The following is an 18708-nucleotide window of genomic DNA, read 5'->3' as shown; positions in this document are numbered from 1 at the left end:
GGCGGAAATGGCCCCCATCCTGGCGTCCGTTCAACCCGAAGGCGACGCCAGATCGCCTCGGACCGCGCGAGGAGACCCGTCGACCATGTCCGGACCCGCCGTCGATTTCGATCGCCTGACGACCCTGGGCGACGTCGCCCGTTATCACCACGAGGTCCGGCCCGAGGCGACGGCCCTGGTGTTCGAAGGCCGCGCGACCAGCTTCGCGGCGTTCGACCGCCATACCGACCAGGTGGCCAACGCCCTGCTGGCCGAGGGCTTGGTCAAGGGCGACCGCATCGCCTATGTCGGCAAGAACAGCGACCACTATTTCGAGCTGCTGTTCGGGGCGGCCAAGGCGGGGGTGGTGCTGGCCCCGATCGGCTGGCGGCTGGCCCCGCGCGAGATCGCCTACATCCTGGGCGACGCCGAGGCCCGCATGGTGTTCGTCGGCCCCGAGCTGCTGGCCCATGTCCGCGACGTGGCGGTGCTGATGCTGGACCACCCGGTGGTCATCGCCATGGAGGCCAACGACTACGGCCATCCGGTCTTCGAAGACTGGCGCGACGCCGCCGCCTGCGTCCGGCCGGACGCGGAGATCACGCCCGCCGACATCGCCGTGCAGCTCTATACCTCGGGCACCACGGGCCGGCCCAAGGGCGCAATGCTGACCCATGCCAACATCCTGGCCACCCGCCGGCTGGCGGCCCAGGCCGATCTGGACTGGAATCGCTGGGGCCCGGACGACGTCAGCCTGGTGGCCATGCCGGTGGCCCATATCGGCGGCACGGGCTGGGGCGTGGTCGGGTTGGTCAACGGCGCCAAGGGCGTGGTGGCCCGCGAGTTCGACCCGACCCGGGTGCTGGACTTCATCGAGAAGGACCGGGTCTCCAAGATGTTCATGGTGCCCGCCGCCCTGCAGGTCGTGGTGCGGCTGCCCCGCGCCCGCCAGGTCGACTACAGCCGCCTGACCCACATCCTCTACGGCGCCGCGCCGATCCCGCTGGAGCTGCTGCGCGAGTGCATCGCGGTGTTCGGCTGCGGCTTCGTCCAGCAGTACGGCATGACCGAGACGACCGGCACGGTGGTCTATCTGCCGCCGCAGGACCACGATCCGGCCGGCAACGACCGCATGCGCTCGGCCGGCCTGCCCATGCCCGGCGCCGAGCTGAAGATCCTCGGCGAGGACGGTCAGGCCCTGCCGCCGGGCGAGGTCGGCGAGGTGGCGGTGCGCTCGCCCGCCAACATGGCCGGCTACTGGAAGCTGCCCGAGGCCAGCGCCCTGACCATCGACGCCGACGGTTGGCTGCGCACCGGCGACGCGGGCTATCTCGACGCGGACGGCTACCTGTTCATCCACGACCGGGTGAAGGACATGATCATCTCCGGCGGCGAGAACATCTATCCGGCCGAGGTCGAGAGCGCGGTCTACGGCCATCCGCACGTGGCCGAGGTGGCGGTGATCGGCGTGCCCGACGACACCTGGGGCGAGGCGGTCAAGGCGGTGGTCGCCCTCAAGCCGGGCGCGCCCGAGGACCCGGCCGACATCATCGCCTTCGCCAGGGGCCGCATCGCCGGCTTCAAGGCGCCCAAGTCCATCGACTTCATCGCCGCCCTGCCGCGCAACGCCTCGGGCAAGATCCTGCGGCGCGAGCTGCGCGAGCCGTACTGGGCGGGCCGGAGCCGACGGGTGAACTGAATGGCGGCCGGCGGGCTGATCCCCCAACTCGTCCAGGAACTGTACCAGCCCGAGGGCGGGCCGCGCGTCGACTTCCGCCAGCCCGCCGGCGAGCCGGCCCTGGCCGCGCCGGACTCGGTGTCGTGGCGGGTGTTCAAGAACCCGGTCTCGTTGTTCGTCGGCGGGGTGACGGCGGTGATCCTGGAGCTGGCCGAGCCGCGCGTACGCACCGGCGTCTGGGAGCATTCCAGCTTCCGAACCGACCCGCTGCCGCGCCTCAAGCGCACCGGCCTGGCGGCGATGGTCACGGTCTACGGCGCGCGCTCGGTCGCCGAGAGGATGATCGCCGGCGTGCGCGGGATGCACGACAGGGTCGCGGGCGACACCCCGGCCGGGGCGGCCTATCGCGCCAACGACGTGGAACTGCTGGATTGGGTGCAGGCCACGGCCAGCTTCGGCTTCCTGGAAGCCTATCACGCCTATGTCCGCCCGCTGAGCGCCGCCGACCGCGACCGGTTCTACGCCGAGGCCGGGCCGGCGGCGGCGCTGTACGGGGCGGTCGGGGCCCCGGCCTCGGTCGCCGAGTGGGAGGCGCGGCTGGCGGCCATGCTGCCGAAGCTGGAGCGGCACGAGATCGTGTTCGCGTTCCTGGACCTGATGCGCGGGACCGCGATCCTGCCGGCCCCGCTGCGCGGCCTGCAGGGCGCGCTGATCCGGGCGGCGGTGGCGATCACGCCGGCCGAGGTGCGGGCGGTGGTCGGGCTGGGGCGCGAATGGGACTTGGGACCGATCGAGGGACGGCTGGTGAAGCTGGCCGGGGCGGCGGCGGACCGCCTGCCGATCAAGGGCTCGCCAGCGGTGGAGGCGTGCCTGAGGATGGGGTTGCGGGGGGATTATCTCTACAAAACCCTCTCCCATGGGGAGAGGGAGGGGCCCAAGCGAAGCTTGGGAGGGTGAGGGGTTCTGAGCGAACCGGCGTGCCGGCAAGGCGCTTGAATGAAAACGGCGAGGGTTTAACCCCTCACCCTCCCACCGCTTCGCGGCGGGCCCCTCCCTCTCCCTCTGGGAGAGGGGGCATGACGGTCAATCCGTATGTCCCTGATGCTCCACATGCCCCTCGCGCACCTCGGTGCGGGAGAACACCTCCTCCTGGCCGTCCTGCAGCAGCTCCTCGGCGTCTGACCGGTCCTGCTCGGCCTGGGCCAGGACGATTCGCAGGGCCTCGACCTCGGTCGGGGCCTCGACCACGGCCCTGCGCAGGGGGGCTTCCGGCGGGGCGTCGCCGAGGCGGACATCGATGCGCCAGAGGGTGGTCATGGGCGTTTCTCCAAGGTTTCAGGCGCGGGTTCGCCCCTCAGATAACGCACCATTGCACCCGACGGCGTTTCTGGCGAGGTTGCGGCGATTCCAGTGCGGGGAGGCTTCATGGCGACGGGTGGCGGGCGACGGGGTCCGGAGCGGCAAGGCGTGGACCGGCGGGCGGTCCTGGCCGGCGCGACGGGCCTGGCGGGGTTCGCCCTGGCCGGAGCGGCGGCGGCCCGCGCCGCCTCGCCCCGGGTCGAGGCCCTGATCGCCCAGATGACCCTGGAGGAGAAGGCCGGCCAGCTGTCGTGCTATTCCGACATGATCCGGCCGCCGGTCGGCGACATCAATCCGCTGGTCAACCAGCGCAACACCCAGCAGATCCTGGCCGACGTCCGCGCCGGGCGGATCGGCGTGCTGATGAACGGCGTCGGGGTCGAGGGCGCGCTGCTGGCCCAGACGGCCGCCGTCGAGCATTCGCGCCTGCGCATCCCGCTGCTGTTCGCCGCCGACGTGATCCACGGCTTCAAGACCGTCTACCCGATCCCGCTGGCCGAGGCCGCCAGCTTCGATCCCGTCCTGGCCGAGCGCACGGCCCGGGCGGCGGCGGTCGAGGCTTCGTCCTACGGCAACCACTGGACCTTCGCCCCGATGGTCGACGTGGCCCGCGACCAGCGCTGGGGCCGAGGCGCCGAGGGCTCGGGCGAGGACGTGTTCCTGGGCGAGGTGATGGCCCAGGCCCGGGTGCGCGGCTTCCAGGGCCGTGACCTGACCGCGCCCGACAGCCTGCTGTCCACCGCCAAGCACTTCGCCGCCTACGGCGCGGTGGCGGCGGGGCTGGACTACAACACCGTCGACCTCAGCGAGGAGACCCTGCGCGAGGTCCACCTGCCGCCGTTCAAGGCCGCCTTCGACGCCGGCTGCCTGGCGGTGATGTCGGCGTTCAACGACATCAACGGCGTGCCGGCCACGGCCAACCGGCACCTGCTGACCGACATCCTGCGCGGCGAGTGGGGCTTCAAGGGCGTGGTCATCTCCGACTACACCGCCGACCAGGAGCTGGTGGCCCACGGCTACGCCGCCGACGACAAGGACGCCGCGCGGCTGGCGATCCTGGCGGGCGTGGACATCAGCATGCAGAGCGGACTCTACAGCCGCTACCTGCCCGAGCTGGTCGCCGAGGGCCTGGTCCCGATGGCCACGGTCGACAACGCCGTGCGCCGGGTGCTGAGCCTGAAGGAGACCCTGGGCCTGTTCGACCGGCCGTTCCGCTCGATCGACGCCCAGGCCCAGGCCGCCAACACCGCCACCCCGGCCATGCGGGCGCTGTCGCGTGAAGCCGGCGCGCGGTCCATCGTGTTGCTGCGGAACGACGGCGGCCTGCTGCCGCTGCCGGTCAAAGGCAAGAAGCTCGCCCTGATCGGGCCGTTCGCCGAGGACCGCGACAACATCCTGGGGCCCTGGGCCTTCTTCGGCGACAAGAGCCTGGGCGTCGACTTGGCGACCGGGATCCGCGAGGCGATGGCCGACCCGTCGCAGCTGATCGTCGCCAGGGGCTGCGACGTCGAGAACACGATCCCCGGCGGCTACGACCAGGCCGCCGCCGCCGCCCGGGCCGCCGACGTGGTGCTGCTGGCGGTCGGCGAGGGCCAGAACATGTCGGGCGAGGCCCAGTCGCGCACCGAGATCGGCCTGCCGCGCGTGCAGCAGCAGCTGGCCGAGCTGGTCGGAGCGGTGGGCAAGCCGACCGTGGTGCTGCTGCGCCACGGCCGGGCCCTGGTGCTGGAGGGCGCGGTCAAGGCCGCCCCGGCCGTGCTGGCCACCTGGTTCCTGGGCACCGAGACCGGCCACGCGGTGGCCGACGTGCTGTTCGGCAAGGTCAATCCGTCGGCCCGCCTGCCGGTCAGCTTCCCGCACGAGAGCGGCCAGGAGCCCTACGCCTACAACCACCGGACCACCGGCCGTCCCGCGCCCCAGGCCGACGACAGCCAGGAGTACAAGGCCCGCTGGCGCACGACGCGCAACGAGGCGCTGTACCCGTTCGGCCACGGGCTGTCCTACACCAGCTTCGCGCTCAGCGACGTGCGGCTGTCGACCACGCGCCTGGCCTGGAACGACAAGCTGTACGTCACGGTCAATGTCGCCAACACCGGCAAGCTCGCCGGCGAACACGTGGTCCAGCTCTATGTCCGCGACCGGGTGGCCAGCCGCACGCGGCCGGTGCGCGAGCTCAAGCGCTTCGTGCGGGTGGGGCTGAAGCCGGGCGAGCGGCGCGATGTGCGGTTCAGCCTCGAGCGCGGGTCGCTGATGTTCGTCGGCGACAACGACCGCTGGATCGCCGAGCCGGGGATGTTCGACCTGTGGGTGGCCAACAGCGCGGTCGACGGGCTGGCGGCGAGTTTCGAGCTGCTGGGCGCTTGAGAGAAATCCCTCTCTCTTTGAGAGAGGGAGGGGCCCGCCGCCGCAGGCGGTGGGAGGGTGAGGGGTTTCACCCTTGCCGGTAATGAAGCGCGACATGTACCTTAGAGTGGTGGAAAAGAGTTTCCGGAGCACTCAATCCTGAATCCGAACACCAAGTTCTCGACTGCCTGCCAATAGCTTCAGCTTAGTGGCTCCTCTCTTGCCGGGTTGCGGTCTGATCACGCGCCGCTACGGTGACGCTATGGAAAAACCTGGCAATCAACTGCTAACCGCTCTCGCCATGACCGCACTGGTGGGGCTGCTGGCTTACGTCGTGCAGGAGAAGGGCATCGCCTCGCAGGAGGCTGCGGCCTACGTCCAGGCAATCCTCAGCGCCGGAGCGATCGTTGCCAGCGTGCTGATCGCAACACGGCAGGCCCGGTTTGAACGGCAGCGGGCCGCTGGTCGCCAAATCAACGCCATACGACTTGCGGTGCTGCGGAACCTTTCCTTGATCGAAGTAGCCATGGAAGCGCGACCCCGATCCCCTGCCGTTCTGCAAGACGAAGCCAGAGAACTGACAGGCGAGCTGGCCGGCGCGTCTAACCTCCAATCCGACGAGTTGAGCAATGCAGGTTACTTTGCGTTGCACCTCTTGAAATCGAGCCTGAAGAGCGCCGTGGATGCGTGCGCCCACGCCGATTCCCAAGGCCGGGTTAACGCGAAACATGCTGAACAGGCCGTAGAAGACATCCAAGAAGCTCGGCGTCGAATAAAGGCCATCGCCGAGGCGGCCGGTATTGATGGATCGCGCCAACATTAGTTGCCCGCCGGGCCTTGTCCAGACAGATTGTAACCTCACCCTCCCACCGCTTCGCGGCGGGCCCCTCCCTCTCTCTTTGAGAGAGGGATCTCGGATGACGTTTGACATCCCAAGCTCGACCGAGCATTTATCCTACAAATAAAAGTTTCCAGAGTCGCGAGTCGTCCATGACCGTCGCCACCCCCATCCGCGTGGCCCTGATCGGCCTGGGCAAGATCGCCCGCGACCAGCACCTGCCGGCCATGGCCGGCGATCCGCGTTTCGAACTGGTCGCCGTGGTCAGCCGCCACGCCACCCAGCCCGGCCTGCCCAGCTTCCACACGCTGGACGACCTGCTGGCCGGCGACGTCGCCTTCGACGCCGTGGCCCTGTGCACCCCGCCCCAGGTGCGTCACGGCCTGGCGCGTCGGGCCCTGGAGGCCGGCAAGCACGTGATGCTGGAAAAGCCGCCCGGCGCGACCCTGAGCGAGGTCGAGGACCTGCGTCAGGTCGCCGAGGCGACGGGCGTCACCCTGCAGGCCACCTGGCATTCGCGCTACGCCCCCGCCGTCGCCCCGGCCCGCGACTGGCTGGCGGGCAGGACGATCACCGCCGCCCGGATCAACTGGCGCGAGGACGTCCGCGTCTGGCACCCGGGCCAGGACTGGATCTGGGAGCCGGGCGGGCTGGGGGTGTTCGATCCGGGGATCAACGCCCTGTCGATCGCCACCGCGGTGCTGCCGCGACCGTTCTTTTTGACCGAAGCCACCCTGCACGTGCCCGAGAACCGCCAGTCGCCGATCCAGGCGGAGCTGGCCTTCGTCGACACCATCGGCATGCCGGTCACCGCCGCGTTCGACTTCCTGCAGACCGGCCCGCAGAGCTGGGACATCGAGGTCGACACCGACGGCGGGGCCTTGCGGCTGTCGCACGGCGGCGCCCGGCTGTGGATCGACGGCGCCCTGGTCCACGAGCAGCCCGAGGCCGAGTATCCGGGCCTCTACGCCCGCTTCGCCGAGCTGATCGCGGCGGGCGCGTCCGATGTCGACATCACGCCGCTGCGCCACGTGGTCGACGCCTTCCTGCTGGGCCGGCGGGTCGCGGCGCCCGCTTTCGTGGAGTAGGCTCCCGGTCTTGACCTTTCGGCGCAACGACCTTCTTGCATAATCGCGGGCCGCGACGTTAGGTAATGGCCAGGGGGTATGGGGCCTTCGTGCGGCGAAGTGGGCCCATAGGAGAGACGCGTGAAGTTCCTGGACGCTCCGTTGCCGCCGCCGCTGGCCGCCGCCCTGCGCGCGTGCCGGCCGCACCTGATGGCTGCGGCCGTGTTCAGCGCCCTGATCAACATCCTGCTGCTGGCGCCGACCATCTACATGATGCAGGTCTATGACCGGGTGGTGCCGACCGAGGGGCGGCTGACCTTGCTGTACCTGACCCTGGTGGTGGCCTTCGCCCTGGGCACCCAGGCGGTGCTGGAGATGGTGCGCTCGCGGCTGCTGACCCTGGCCGGGCTGCGGCTGGACCGCTTGCTGGCCGGCGGCATCCTGCAGAAGCTGATGAGCGCCATGGCGCCGGGGGCCTCGGCCCAGGGCATGCGCGAGTTCGACATCGTGCGCCAGGCGCTGTCGGGTCCGGTGGCGGCGGCCGCCATCGACATCCCGTGGACGCCGATCTACGTGCTGGTCGCCTTCATGATCCACCCGGCCCTGGGGGCGATGACCATCGCCGGCGGCGCCCTGCTGGTGGCGCTGGCGGTGCTCAACGAACGAGCCACGCGGACCCGGGCCCGCGAGGCGTTCCTGGCCCAGGCCCAGGCCTACGCCTCGCAGGAAGCCGCCGCCGCCAACGGCGAGGTGGTGCGGGCGCTCGGCATGCGCGGCGCGCTGCGCGAGCGCCAGCTGGCCGACCGCCGCAACGGCCTGGACCTGTCGGCCAAGGCCCAGTTCACCGGCGGCGGCTATTCGGCGGCCACCAAGTTCACCCGCATGTTCCTGCAGTCGGCGGCCCTGGGCCTGGGCGCCTGGCTGGCGGTCGACAAACAGATCTCGGCCGGGGCGATCATCGCCGCCTCGGTGCTGATGAGCCGGGCCCTGCAGCCGATCGAGCAATTGGTCGGCTCCTGGGCCGTGGTCGGCCAGGCGCGCGGCGCGCTGAACAACCTGGTCAAGCTGTTCCCGCCCGGCCGGGGCCTGGAGGTTTCGGGCACCCAGCTGCCGGCCCCGACCGGGGCCGTGGCCCTGGAGCAGGTGGCGGTGCGCGCCCCTGGCGAGGGGCCGGTGCTGCTGCGCGGCGTCAGCCTGCAGCTGGCCCCGGGCGAGGTCCTGGGCGTCATCGGTCCCAGCGGGGCGGGCAAGACCACCCTGGCGCGGGTCGCGGCCGGGGCGTTGACCCCCGACCTGGGCACGGTGCGGCTGGACGGCGCCAACCTAACCGACTGGGACGGCGACCGGCTGGGCCGCCATATCGGCTATGTGCCCCAGGACTCCGGCCTGCTGGCCGGTTCGATCCGGGACAACATCTCGCGCTTCGCCATCTGGGCCGGCGCCGATCCGGCGATCGTCGACGCCGAGGTGGTGGCCGCCGCCCAGGCGGCGGGCGTGCACGAGCTGATCCTGCGCCTGCCCAAGGGCTATGACGCCGCCCTGGGCGCGGGCGGGCGCGGACTGTCGGCCGGCCAGGCCCAGCGCGTGGCCCTGGCCCGGGCCCTCTACGGCCAGCCGTCGCTGCTGATCCTGGACGAGCCCAACTCGGCCCTGGACGCCGACGGCGAGACGGCGCTGAACGGCGCCATCCTGGCCGCCAAGGCGCGGGGCGCGGCGATCCTGATCGTCGCCCACCGCACCGGCATCCTGAACATCGCCGACCGCCTGCTGGTGTTGCGCGAAGGCCAGGTCGAGCTGATCGGGCCCCGGGCCGAGGTGGTGGCCAAGATGGCCGCCGCCCAGTCCGCTTCCCAGGCTGGCGCCAAGCCCGGCTCGACCGCCACCGCCCTGCAGGCCGCCAAGCCATGACCGACACGACCTTTCAGGCCGCTGGCCAAACCGCCGGGGCCGCCGGCGAGGCGGCCGCCAAGCTCCCGCCGCGCCTGTCGGACGACCCGGCCATGGTCATCCGCGTCGGGGCCGGGGTGGCGGGGCTGTTCTTCGTCGGCTTTCTCGGTTGGGCGGCCCTGGCGCCGCTGGACGCCGGGGCCTACGCCCACGGGGTGATCGCCGTGGCGGGCAACCGCCAGTCGGTGCAGAGCCGCGAAGGCGGGGTGGTCACCGGCATCCGGGTCGTCGAGGGCCAGAGCGTGGTCAAGGGCCAGATCCTGGTGGAGCTGTCGGCCTCCGAGCTGCGGGCCAGCGAGCGCGGCATGACCGGCGAGGTCCTGACCCTGCTGGCCCAGCGCGCCCGCCTGATCGCCGAGCGCGACCGCCTGCCCAGCTTCGCCGCCCCGCCCGAGTTCGCCGACCTGGCGCCCGAGGACAAGCCGCTGGCCGAGGACGCCCTGCGACTGCAGCGCCAGCAGTTCCAGGCTCGCCGCAGCTCGCTGCAGACCCAGCGCGGCGTGCTGAACCAGCGGATCCTGCAGCTGGGCCAGCAGAGCAGCGGCGCCGAGCGCCAGCTGGACGCCAACCGCGAGCAGCAGAAGCTGATCGACGAGGAGCTGAAGGGGGTGCAGGAGCTGGCCGCCAAGGGCTACGCGCCCAAGACCCGGGTCCTGGCCCTGCAGCGCAGCGCCGCCTCCCTGACCGGCGAGGACGGCGCCTATCGCGCCCAGATCGCCCGCTCGGCCGAACAGATCGGCGAGACCCGGCTGCAGACCCTGTCGCTGGAGCGCCAGATGATGGAGGAGGTCTCCGGCCAGCTGCGCGACGTGCAGGTGCGGCTGGACGACTTGCAGCCCAAGGTGCTGGCCGCCCGCGAGCAGCTGGCCCGGGCCACGATCCGCGCCCCGTCCGGCGGCAAGGTGGTGGGACTCAACGTCTTCACGGTCGGCGGGGTGGTGGCCCCGGGCCAGACCCTGATGGAGATCGTGCCCCAGGACCGCCGGCTGGTGATCCAGGCCAAGGTCTCGCCTAACGACGCCGACGACCTCAAGCCCGGCCAGAGGACGCAGATCCGCTTCACCTCGCTGCACGAGCGCGACTTGCCGCTGCTGAACGGCACCCTGACCGAGCTGTCGGCCGACAGCTTCACCGACGAGAAGACCGGCGTGCAGTACTTCCGCGCCGAGGTCGCCGCCCCGCCCGAGGAGTTGGACAAGGTCCGCAAGGTGCGCGGCGCCCAGTCGGGCCTGCAGCCCGGCCTGCCCGTCGAGGTGCTGATCCCCCTGCGCAAGCGCTCGGCCCTGGCCTATCTGGTCGAGCCGATGTTCCAGACCTTCTGGAGAATGGGCCGCGAGCACTAGGGGCGCCGGCATGAGAGCGCTGATTGGGGCGGCGGCGCTGGTCATGGTGTTTTGCACGCCGGTCCAAGCCGCTGATCTGGAGGGACCGGCGCGCTTCTGCGGCTACTCGCCGATCATCGACCTGTTGCCTGGCGAGAAGGTCACGACGCTCGAAGGCGGCATCCACGCGGGAAATTTCCGTTGGGAGGGACCGTTCGGGATGCTCGACGTTCGTGGAATCGGTTGGGGCGCCCGGCCGAATGGACAGATCGTCGAGGCTCGGACGAGCACGAGGCCGGCGAGGTTCGCGCAACGCCGGGACGAGGATGGGCGCTATGTGGTCGCCCTTTGGAACGGCGGCCATGGCGCGGCCTATTTCAGTTCGGCGGCGCCGCTCACCGCGCGCCAGATGAAAGCCATCCGGCGAGTGACCTTGTTCGAGGAAGGGGAGACGCCTCCAGACTGCGGTCTGCGGACAATCTTTTCTTGGGAGTAAGGATCCAGCTAGGCGCCTTGACGAGCGACGGGTTTCCAGGCGCATGCGAAACTTGGATCGGCAAAATAAAAGGCGGGCCTCCCCCAAGGCCCGCCTTCAGTTTTAGGTCCCCTCGGGACATGGGCGGCGCTGGTCGCGCGGCCTCCCAGGCCTCGCGGTGCGCCGTTCTCCGAGCCGATGGCGTTGCGCCCGGGCGTCGGCGGACAGAGTCGCGGACGGCGCCGGTCGTCGACCGGCGTTCGTCCGCGGGAGCCGACACCAGTAAGGCTTTGCGCGCCGCAACCATTACATGCCGGTTCCATTTTCTTGATCCCTTGTCTCAAAGGAAAACGCCCCCCTCGCTTGGTGCGACGAACGCCCGCATTGGCGGATAGAGTGAATGCGTGATTGTGCCTTGGGGGAGGCCACATGAATGAACCTTTGGACCCGCCTGCCGAAACGGTGTTTCGGCTGGGGCGGACGAACTTCAGCACTCGGAGCGTCCCGCCCGAGGAACGTCACGACTATTATCGCCGGGAAGTGCTGACGGCGCTCGACGCGCGCGATCCGGAACCGGGCTTCACCGCCAACATCACCGCGCTGCGCCTGGGGCCGCACGCCTTCTACGTCACCGAGACCGGCGGCCAGACCATGTTCCGCACGCCGGAGATGATCGCCGCCGACGGCCGCGACCACTACATCGTCCAGTTCAATATCGCCGGCTCGCACACCGGCGACTTCGACGGCGTGCCGTTCGCGTTCGGTCCGGGCGAGGTCGGGATCTGCGACCTGTCGCGGCCGATGCTGCTGCACAGCACGGCGGTCAAGGTGCTGTCGACCTTCCTGCCGCGGGCCGAGGTCAAGGCCGTGGTGCCCGACATCGAGCTGCACGGCATGGTGCTGGACGGCAACCGCGCCGGCCTGCTGATCGAGCACCTGACCTCGGTCACCCGCTGGTTCCCCCAGCTGCTGCCCGAGACCCTGCCGGGCATCACCCGCGCCACCATCGAGCTGCTGGGGGCGTGCCTGGCCATGGAGGCCGGGCGGGCCGACCTCGGTACGCGCGAGTCGCCGGTGCTGCTGCGGGCCCGCGCCTATGTCGAGCACAACCTGCTGGAGCCCAGCCTCAACCCGGCCAGGATCAGCGAGGCGCTGGGCGTGTCGCGCTCGACGCTCTACCGCCTGTTCGAGCCCCTGGGCGGAGTGACGGCCTATATCTGGGAGCGCCGCCTGCACCTGGCCCGCGCGGCGCTGCTGGACCCCAAGCGGGCCCGGCGGATCAGCGAGATCGCCTTCCAGTGCGGCTTCAGCAGCGAGGCCCATTTCAGCCGCAGCTTCCGCAAGGCGTTCAACATCCGTCCCAGCGACCTGCGCTCGCTGCAGCCCAGCCTGGGCGAGGAGCCGGACACCCCGTTCGCCAAGTGGACCGACACGGCGCGAGGGACTTAGGAAACTTGCTCCCTCTCCCGGCGGGAGAGGGCTTTTCGTCTGCACTGAAACTGCACGCGAAAAGCGCCGCTCGGCCCGGCGCGTCTCCATCCCGCACGGGCATTCGACAGGCTCCCGCAGTCGGAGCCCGCCATGCCGCTTTCCCGTCGCCCGCGCGACCTGTCCTTCGCGCTCAAGGTCAGCGCCGCGCTCGCCCTGGCGGCGGTCGCCGACCAGCTGTTCTGGGGCCACGACATCGGCGCGACCCTGGGCGGCTTCGCCCTGCTGCTGACCCTGGCCGCCGCCGCCCTGCATCCCGCCGTCCGCCGCGACCGCAAGGCCGGTTTGGCGCTGGCGTTCGCCGCCGTCCTGGCGCTGGTCCTGGCCTGGGCGCCCAGTCCGCTGGCCTGGATCCTGTTCTGGGCGGCGCTCAGCCTGGCGGTCCTGCTGCCCCGAACGGCGCGTTTCGACGACGCCTGGCGCTGGAGCCAGCGCCTGGTCGCCCAGGCGGCGGTCGGGCTGGCCGGGCCGTGGCTCGACCTTGGCCGGGCGCGCAAGGCGGGGCGGTCGACGCGGGGCTGGACCTGGCGGGGGATCGCGCCGCTGCTGGCCTTGCCGGTGGCCGGCGGGGCGATCTTCCTGGCCCTGTTCGCCGCCGCCAATCCGGTGATCGGCCGGGCCCTGTCGGCCCTGCGCTTCCCCGACGCCGGAGCGGACCTGTTCTGGCGGGCGCTGTTCTGGCTGGCGGCGGGGACCCTGGCCTGGGGCGTGCTGCGGCCGCGCCGCCGCCGCGCCCTGCCGGCGGGCAAGACCCGGCCGGCGGCCGCCCTGGCCGGCGTCTCGGTCGCCTCGATGACCCTGTCGCTGATCGTCTTCAACGCCCTGTTCGCCCTGCAGAACGGCCTGGACGCGGTGATCCTGTGGGGCGGGGCCGGACCGCCGGCCGGCCTGACCCTGGCCGAGTACGCCCATCGCGGCGCCTATCCGCTGATCGCCACGGCCCTGCTGGCCGGACTGTTCGTGCTGGTCGCCCTGGACCCGCGCCGGCCGACCGCCGAGGTTCCGCTGATCCGCGTGCTGGTCGTGGCCTGGGTGGCCCAGAACCTGTTCCTGGTCGCCTCCAGCATCCTGCGCACCGTCGACTACGTGCAGGCCTATTCCCTGACCCGCCTGCGAATCGCCGCCCTGGTCTGGATGGGCCTGGTCGCCCTGGGGCTGGTGCTGATCTGTTGGCGGATGCTGCGCGGCAAGAGCGGGGCCTGGCTGATCAACGCCAACGCCACCGCCGCCGTGCTGGTCCTGGTCGCCGCCAGCGTCGTCGACCTCGGCGCGGTGGCCGCCGCCTGGAACGTCCGCCACGCCCGCGACGTCGGCGGCCGGGGGCCGGAGCTGGACGTCTGCTACCTGGAGCGGCTGGGACCCTCGGCCCTGGTGTCGCTGGTCGAGGCGGAGCGCCGCTCGACCTCGCCGGAGCTGACCGACCGCGTCGCCTGGGTGCGCGAGCGGGCGCTGATCGACCTGCGGGCGCAGCAGGGCGACTGGCGCGCCTGGACCGCGCGCGACGCGTTGCGGCTGGCCCGGGTCGAGGCCTTGGAGCGCCAGCGGCCCCTGGTCCGCAGCGCGCCGGCCTATCAGCGCGAATGCGACGGTCGTCCCGTCGCGCCGCCGCCGCCGGAGCTCACCCCGTCGATCACCTACGGGCCCGCGGAGCCGTTGACGCCCGCCGAGCCCGTCCCCGACTAGTTGACCCCATCCCCGTTGACCCAAGGCCCGGAGCACTGAACATGAGCGCCATGCAGCCGCGTACGATCCTGGTCGTCGACGACGATCCCCACATCCGCCAGCTTCTGGTCTTCGCCCTGGCCAAGGTCGGGCTGGAGACCCGCGAGGCGGCCGACGGCGAGGCGGCCCTGGCGGCCGTTGCGGAGCGCGCGCCGGACCTGGTGGTGCTGGACATCAACATGCCGCGCCTGGACGGGCTGGAAGTCTGCCGCCGGCTGCGGGCCCAGGGCGACCTGCCGATCCTGTTCCTGAGCTCGCGCGACGACGAGATCGATCGCGTGCTGGGCATCGAGCTGGGCGCCGACGACTACGTGGTCAAGCCGTTCAGCCCGCGCGAGGTGGTGGCCCGCGTCCAGGCGATCCTGCGCCGCGCCGGCGGCAAGGGCGCCGAGGCCGCCCCGGCCGACGGCCTGATCGCGCGCGGCAAGCTCAGCCTCGATCCCGAGGCCTGGAGCGCGGCCTGGGCGGGCGGCGAGGTGTCGCTGACCGTCACCGAGTTCACGATCCTGCGCACCCTCGCCACGACCCCGACCAAGGTGTTCAGCCGCGACGCCATCATCGACCGGCTGCGCGGCCCGGGCTTCGCGGTGACCGACCGCACCATCGACAGCCACGTGCGCAACCTGCGGGCCAAGTTCGCGGCGGCGGGCGGGCACGACCTGATCGAGACGCGGGCCGGGATCGGCTACCGGCTCGGCGCCTGCCAGGGCCAGGGTCTGCCGGGGACGGGCGTCGCCGGATGAGCCCCTGGCTGCGGCGCTGGTGGCCGGCCCTGCGCCTGCGCACCATCCTGCTGACCGTGCTGCTGTTCGCCGCCGCCATGCCGGCCATCGGGGCGGTGTTCCTGCGGACCTACGAGAACACCCTGGTGCGCCAGACCGAGGCCGAGCTGACCTCGCAGGGGGCGGCCCTGGCCTCGGCCGCCGCCAACCTGTGGCCCGGCGCCGTGCGCGACTTGACCCCGGCCGATCCCGACGCCCGCGACGATCCCGGCTATTACCGTCCCGAGTCGACCAGCATCGACCTGCGCAGCTCGCCCCTGCTGCCCGAGCGCCCGGCCGCGACGCCCGGCCCGGCCGCCGACCCCAAGGCCGAGGCGGCCGCCGAGGTGCTGGAGCCGATCTTCGACCAGACCAGCCGCAGCACCCTGGCCTCGATCCTGATCGTCGACCGCCACGGCGTGGTGGTGCGCGGCCTGGGGCAGGGCGGCAGCCTGGCGGCCCTGCCGGAGATCCAGGCGGCGCTGAAGGGCCGTTCGCGCACGGTCCTGCGCCGCAACGGGGCCTATCACCCGCGCTATTCGTTCGAGTGGCTCAGCCGCGCCTCGGCCGTGCGCCTGCATCATGCGCGGCCGGTGGTCGTCAACGGCCAGGTGGTCGGGGCGCTGCTGCTGTCGCGCTCGCCCCGGGCGCTGTTCCGCGGCGTCTACCAGGATCGCGGCAAGCTGCTGATCGGGGGCGGGGCGACGATCCTGTTGCTGGTGCTGCTGTCGGGCCTGGTGTCGCGCGGGGTGACCCGGCCGATCGAGGCGCTGAGCGCGGCGACGCGCGGCGTGGCCAGCGGGCAGGGGACGGTGCCGGAGACCCCGGCCACCGCCGCCGTCGAGATCCGCGACCTCTACCAGGACTTCCGGGTGATGGCCCAGGCCATCGCCGTGCGCTCGCGCTACCTGCGCGACTTCGCCTCGGCGGTCAGCCACGAGTTCAAGACGCCGCTGGCCGGCATCACCGGGGCGGTCGAGCTGCTGGACGACCATTTCGACACCATGACCCGGGACGAGCGCCGGCGGTTCCTCGGCAACATCTCGGCCGACAGCGCCCGGCTGTCGCAGCTGGTCGGCCGGCTGATGGACCTGGCCCGGGCCGACATGGCCATGCCGCAGGCGGGGGTGGCGTCGGAGCTGGCGCCGGCGGCGCGGCGGGTGGCCGACGCCCAGGGGCGCGACATCGCCGTGGTGCTGGACCTGCCGGACGATCTGCCGCTGGTCGCCGCGCCCGAGGCGACGGTGGAGACGGTGCTGACGACCCTGGCGGAGAACAGCCGCCAGGCCGGGGCGCGGACGGTGACGGTCCGGGCCGAGGCGGTCGGCGACGAGGTCGTCCTGCGAGTCGGCGACGACGGCCCCGGCGTCCCGGCCGCCGACCGCGACCGCCTGTTCGAGCCGTTCTTCACCAGCCGGCGCGAGACGGGCGGCACGGGGCTGGGACTGTCGATCGCCCGGTCGCTGCTGGCGGCGAGCCAGGGGCGGATCGGGTTGGTCGAGACGGAGCGGGGCGCGGCGTTCGAGGTGGGGTTGCCGAGGGGATGAGGGGCTGAACCCCTCCCTCTCCAAGAGAGGGGGTCAGAGGCGCGACCTCGTCAAGATGGACAGCCGCCTCGACCTCGGTCCAGGCTGTCCAGAACCCCGAAAGGAGATCCGCCATGGCCAAGTTCGTCTTCGGCATGAACCAGTCGCTGGACGGCTACGTCGACCACACGGCGTTCGCGCCGGGGCCCATTCTGTTCCGGCACTTCGTCGATCAGGTGGGCGGGCTGGCCGGCAGCCTCTACGGCCGCCGGATGTACGAGATCATGCGGTATTGGGACGACGAGCAGCCCGAGTGGACCCCGGACGAACGCGATTTCGCGGCGGCGTGGCGGGGCCAGCACAAATGGGTCGTGTCGCGGACGCTGACCTCGGTCGGCCCCAACGCCACGCTGGTCGGGGACGACATCGAGGCGACGATCCGCCGGCTGAAGGCCGAGGTGGCCGGGGTGGTCGACGTCTGCGGACCGGCCTTGGCGGGAAGCCTGGGCGAGCTGGACCTGATCGACGAGTACCGGATCTATCTCCACCCCGTGGTGCTGGGCGGCGGCACGCCCTTCTTCGCCGGCCCCCGGCCGCCGCTGCGCCTGGTGGCCAGCGATCGGATGGACGAGTCGGTGATCCGGCTGGTCTATGCGCCGACCTGACGGGTGGACTTCAAAGCCGCCCGCGCCGGCCCTTGGCCTTGAGCTTGTCCAGCGCCCGCCGGGCGTGCTCGGCCTGAGCAGCGACGGGGGCGGCCACGGGCGTGTCCACCGGGGCGGCGGCCGCCCTGGAGGCCATCAGCATCTCGCGCACGTTCGCCACGCCCTGGGCGGCGTGCAGGCCGGCGGCGGCCGTTTCGGCCAGCTGCGGCTTGCCGCGTGGCGTCGGCAGGATCAGCGCGACCTTGCGGGCCATGGCGGCCAGGTCGCCGATGGCGCGGGCCTTGTCGCGGGCCTGGCGGATGGCGGCGGGATCGTTGGTGGCCTCGATGGACTTCCAGGCCGCGTCGAGGGCGGCCATCAGCTTGAGCTGGAAGTTCAGGCACCAGGCGGGGATGTCTTGGGCTTGGGTCATGCCGCTAGTGTGCGGCCGTCCTGGAGGGTGGGGACAGGAAACGTGCGTTTTTGTGTAGGGCGTTGATAAGGCTGAGGTCTGGTCGGCGAAGTGCGGGGATAGAGGCCGTTTCTCAACCCTTCTCCCCTTGCGGGAGAAGGTGTCGGCGAAGCCGACGGATGAGGGGTCGCACAGTTTCCCAGACCGACAAACAGTCTGCGTGTCGGTTTAGGGTTCTCGCTTCAGGCCCTTGTGGCGAGGGCTCTCTTCACCCCGCGAGGGCTCACGCCACAGGGGCGGGAAGTCACCAAGACCGACACTCGATCTCGGCGATGATCTAGGTCCGGTCCTCAGACAGGCAACAATGACCGCTCACGACCCTGTGCGGACACTGACCGGCTATCTTCTTTTGCGGCCAAGAGCGCGGGCTTCCGCAAGGAAGGGGGTAGCCGAGCTAGCCAGATAGACCCGCGACACATGGAATTCGCGTGGGTCTTGAGGAGACGGCGATGGATTGACCCAACCAAACACGAGGTAGGAGGCGCTCAAGCTGAGGCGTCTGGCTCTGACCCCACATTCGAAATCGTTTGAGACGGCAACATGCCGTGCAAACAGTGAAAATGCTGGCCAAACGTCAAATGGCTCAGGGGGCGGTCCATTGCGAACGTCGAAAAGCGCGGATTTTTCCACCCAGGTTCGCTTTGGCGGACCTTTAATGACTTCTGAAACTGTAAACCGGACCGACGACGAAGGGTTGCAGGACCCATTTAATAGTGCGGCGGCGTTTTGTTTCTTCCGATAATCCTCAAGCGCCTTACCACTGCTTGTTCCAGGCGCCAATGGAGGCGGCGGTGCGCGAAGATAGTCGCACGGCATGGCCCAACCTCGGGGAGGTCCAGGTTCAGACACTCGGACGAGATATACAGCATTCGCATTTTGGAATTCGGATCGAAACTCGGCTGTCCATCCTTCTCGGATAGCTAGGGGGCCAATCTCGACGCACTTCCGGGCGGATGCCGTTCCGTAGCTGATCGACAGCACGGCCAGACTTGCCAAGGCTATGCCAAGGGCTCTCAAGATCATAACTCCGGTCGGTGCGTCCCAGCTTTGGTTAGCACCTATGCCACGCGATGTCCGACATCCACCC

Annotated in this window: 15 protein-coding genes and 1 pseudogene; 14 read left to right on the top strand and 2 right to left on the bottom strand. The window is 70.9% G+C overall.

The genetic code is table 11. From position 1 onward, the window contains the following. Positions 1-85: 85 nt before the first annotated feature. The 3 genes and pseudogenes from BM066_RS02580 to BM066_RS27310 form a co-directional block, all read left to right on the top strand. The gene (locus tag BM066_RS02580) at positions 86-1678 is read left to right on the top strand and encodes a fatty acid--CoA ligase (RefSeq protein WP_018061586.1); all 1593 of its coding nucleotides are present in this window, start codon (positions 86-88) and stop codon (positions 1676-1678) included. Then, positions 1679-2614 carry an oxygenase MpaB family protein gene (locus tag BM066_RS02575; protein ID WP_018061585.1) on the top strand — a complete coding sequence of 312 codons (936 nt, stop codon included), beginning with the start codon at positions 1679-1681 and terminating at the stop codon, positions 2612-2614. It abuts the gene before it with no gap. Between the two features lie 56 nt (positions 2615-2670). After that, positions 2671-2748 (top strand): annotated as a pseudogene (locus BM066_RS27310) (hypothetical protein); the annotation flags it as partial. Here the strand turns inward: BM066_RS27310 and BM066_RS02570 are convergent. Further along, the gene (locus tag BM066_RS02570) at positions 2741-2974 is read right to left on the bottom strand and encodes a hypothetical protein (RefSeq protein ID WP_018061584.1); all 234 of its coding nucleotides are present in this window, start codon (positions 2972-2974) and stop codon (positions 2741-2743) included. The pseudogene BM066_RS27310 and the gene BM066_RS02570 sit on opposite strands and share 8 nt — an antisense overlap. 108 nt (positions 2975-3082) lie before the next feature. Here BM066_RS02570 and BM066_RS02565 point away from each other — a divergent pair, with 108 nt between their 5' ends. From BM066_RS02565 to BM066_RS02515, 11 genes are all read left to right on the top strand, one after another. Next, on the top strand, positions 3083-5380 hold the full coding sequence (locus tag BM066_RS02565; RefSeq protein WP_026176490.1) for a glycoside hydrolase family 3 N-terminal domain-containing protein: 2298 nt from the start codon (positions 3083-3085) through the stop codon (positions 5378-5380). Between the two features lie 280 nt (positions 5381-5660). After that, positions 5661-6182: a hypothetical protein gene (locus tag BM066_RS02560; RefSeq protein ID WP_018061582.1), complete on the top strand. Its 522-nt coding sequence runs from the start codon at positions 5661-5663 to the stop codon at positions 6180-6182. Between the two features lie 167 nt (positions 6183-6349). After that, positions 6350-7285 carry a Gfo/Idh/MocA family protein gene (locus BM066_RS02555; protein ID WP_018061581.1) on the top strand — a complete coding sequence of 312 codons (936 nt, stop codon included), beginning with the start codon at positions 6350-6352 and terminating at the stop codon, positions 7283-7285. 120 nt (positions 7286-7405) lie between these two features. Next, positions 7406-9172, top strand: a complete 1767-nt coding sequence (locus tag BM066_RS02550; protein WP_089924156.1) for a type I secretion system permease/ATPase — start codon at positions 7406-7408, stop codon at positions 9170-9172. After that, positions 9169-10554 carry an HlyD family type I secretion periplasmic adaptor subunit gene (locus BM066_RS02545; RefSeq protein ID WP_018061140.1) on the top strand — a complete coding sequence of 462 codons (1386 nt, stop codon included), beginning with the start codon at positions 9169-9171 and terminating at the stop codon, positions 10552-10554. Before BM066_RS02550 ends, BM066_RS02545 begins: the two co-directional genes overlap by 4 nt. Positions 10555-10564: 10 nt before the next feature. Then, positions 10565-11029, top strand: a complete 465-nt coding sequence (locus BM066_RS02540; protein ID WP_018061139.1) for a hypothetical protein — start codon at positions 10565-10567, stop codon at positions 11027-11029. 408 nt (positions 11030-11437) lie between these two features. Further along, positions 11438-12457, top strand: coding sequence for a helix-turn-helix domain-containing protein (locus BM066_RS02535; protein WP_049801024.1), 1020 nt, complete (start codon positions 11438-11440; stop codon positions 12455-12457). A 132-nt stretch (positions 12458-12589) separates the two neighbouring features. Further along, positions 12590-14179, top strand: coding sequence for a DUF4153 domain-containing protein (locus BM066_RS02530; protein ID WP_089924153.1), 1590 nt, complete (start codon positions 12590-12592; stop codon positions 14177-14179). Positions 14180-14220: 41 nt separating this feature from the next. Then, positions 14221-14961 (top strand): response regulator transcription factor, encoded by a 741-nt coding sequence (locus BM066_RS02525; RefSeq protein WP_089924150.1) that lies wholly within the window; start codon positions 14221-14223, stop codon positions 14959-14961. After that, the gene (locus tag BM066_RS02520; RefSeq protein ID WP_089924148.1) at positions 14958-16526 is read left to right on the top strand and encodes a sensor histidine kinase; all 1569 of its coding nucleotides are present in this window, start codon (positions 14958-14960) and stop codon (positions 16524-16526) included. The genes BM066_RS02525 and BM066_RS02520 overlap by 4 nt, the downstream gene beginning before the upstream one ends. A gap of 113 nt (positions 16527-16639) precedes the next feature. Beyond that, entirely contained in the window at positions 16640-17170 is a 531-nt protein-coding gene (locus BM066_RS02515; RefSeq protein ID WP_018061514.1) for a dihydrofolate reductase family protein, read from the top strand. Between the two features lie 10 nt (positions 17171-17180). On the opposite strand, the gene BM066_RS02510 is transcribed toward BM066_RS02515, so the two are convergent. Next, positions 17181-17582, bottom strand: coding sequence for a hypothetical protein (locus BM066_RS02510; RefSeq protein WP_018061515.1), 402 nt, complete (start codon positions 17580-17582; stop codon positions 17181-17183). Between the last annotated feature and the right edge of the window lie 1126 nt (positions 17583-18708).

It is taken from the genome of Caulobacter sp. UNC279MFTsu5.1 (assembly GCF_900114015.1).
Taxonomy (GTDB): domain Bacteria; phylum Pseudomonadota; class Alphaproteobacteria; order Caulobacterales; family Caulobacteraceae; genus Caulobacter.
This window is presented reverse-complemented; position numbering and strand designations above follow the sequence as displayed.

Excerpts from the sequence above, each read along its gene's own strand:
- BM066_RS02575 (WP_018061585.1), top strand. The coding sequence starts at position 1,679 with ATGGCGGCCGGCGGGCTGATCCCCCAACTCGTCCAGGAACTGTACCAG.
- BM066_RS02515 (WP_018061514.1), top strand. The coding sequence starts at position 16,640 with ATGGCCAAGTTCGTCTTCGGCATGAACCAGTCGCTGGACGGCTACGTC.
- BM066_RS02520 (WP_089924148.1), top strand. The coding sequence starts at position 14,958 with ATGAGCCCCTGGCTGCGGCGCTGGTGGCCGGCCCTGCGCCTGCGCACC.
- BM066_RS02580 (WP_018061586.1), top strand. The coding sequence starts at position 86 with ATGTCCGGACCCGCCGTCGATTTCGATCGCCTGACGACCCTGGGCGAC.
- BM066_RS02555 (WP_018061581.1), top strand. The coding sequence starts at position 6,350 with ATGACCGTCGCCACCCCCATCCGCGTGGCCCTGATCGGCCTGGGCAAG.
- BM066_RS02540 (WP_018061139.1), top strand. The coding sequence starts at position 10,565 with ATGAGAGCGCTGATTGGGGCGGCGGCGCTGGTCATGGTGTTTTGCACG.
- BM066_RS02525 (WP_089924150.1), top strand. The coding sequence starts at position 14,221 with ATGAGCGCCATGCAGCCGCGTACGATCCTGGTCGTCGACGACGATCCC.
- BM066_RS02545 (WP_018061140.1), top strand. The coding sequence starts at position 9,169 with ATGACCGACACGACCTTTCAGGCCGCTGGCCAAACCGCCGGGGCCGCC.
- BM066_RS02530 (WP_089924153.1), top strand. The coding sequence starts at position 12,590 with ATGCCGCTTTCCCGTCGCCCGCGCGACCTGTCCTTCGCGCTCAAGGTC.
- BM066_RS02570 (WP_018061584.1), bottom strand. The coding sequence starts at position 2,974 with ATGACCACCCTCTGGCGCATCGATGTCCGCCTCGGCGACGCCCCGCCG.
- BM066_RS02560 (WP_018061582.1), top strand. The coding sequence starts at position 5,661 with ATGACCGCACTGGTGGGGCTGCTGGCTTACGTCGTGCAGGAGAAGGGC.
- BM066_RS02510 (WP_018061515.1), bottom strand. The coding sequence starts at position 17,582 with ATGACCCAAGCCCAAGACATCCCCGCCTGGTGCCTGAACTTCCAGCTC.
- BM066_RS02535 (WP_049801024.1), top strand. The coding sequence starts at position 11,438 with ATGAATGAACCTTTGGACCCGCCTGCCGAAACGGTGTTTCGGCTGGGG.
- BM066_RS02565 (WP_026176490.1), top strand. The coding sequence starts at position 3,083 with ATGGCGACGGGTGGCGGGCGACGGGGTCCGGAGCGGCAAGGCGTGGAC.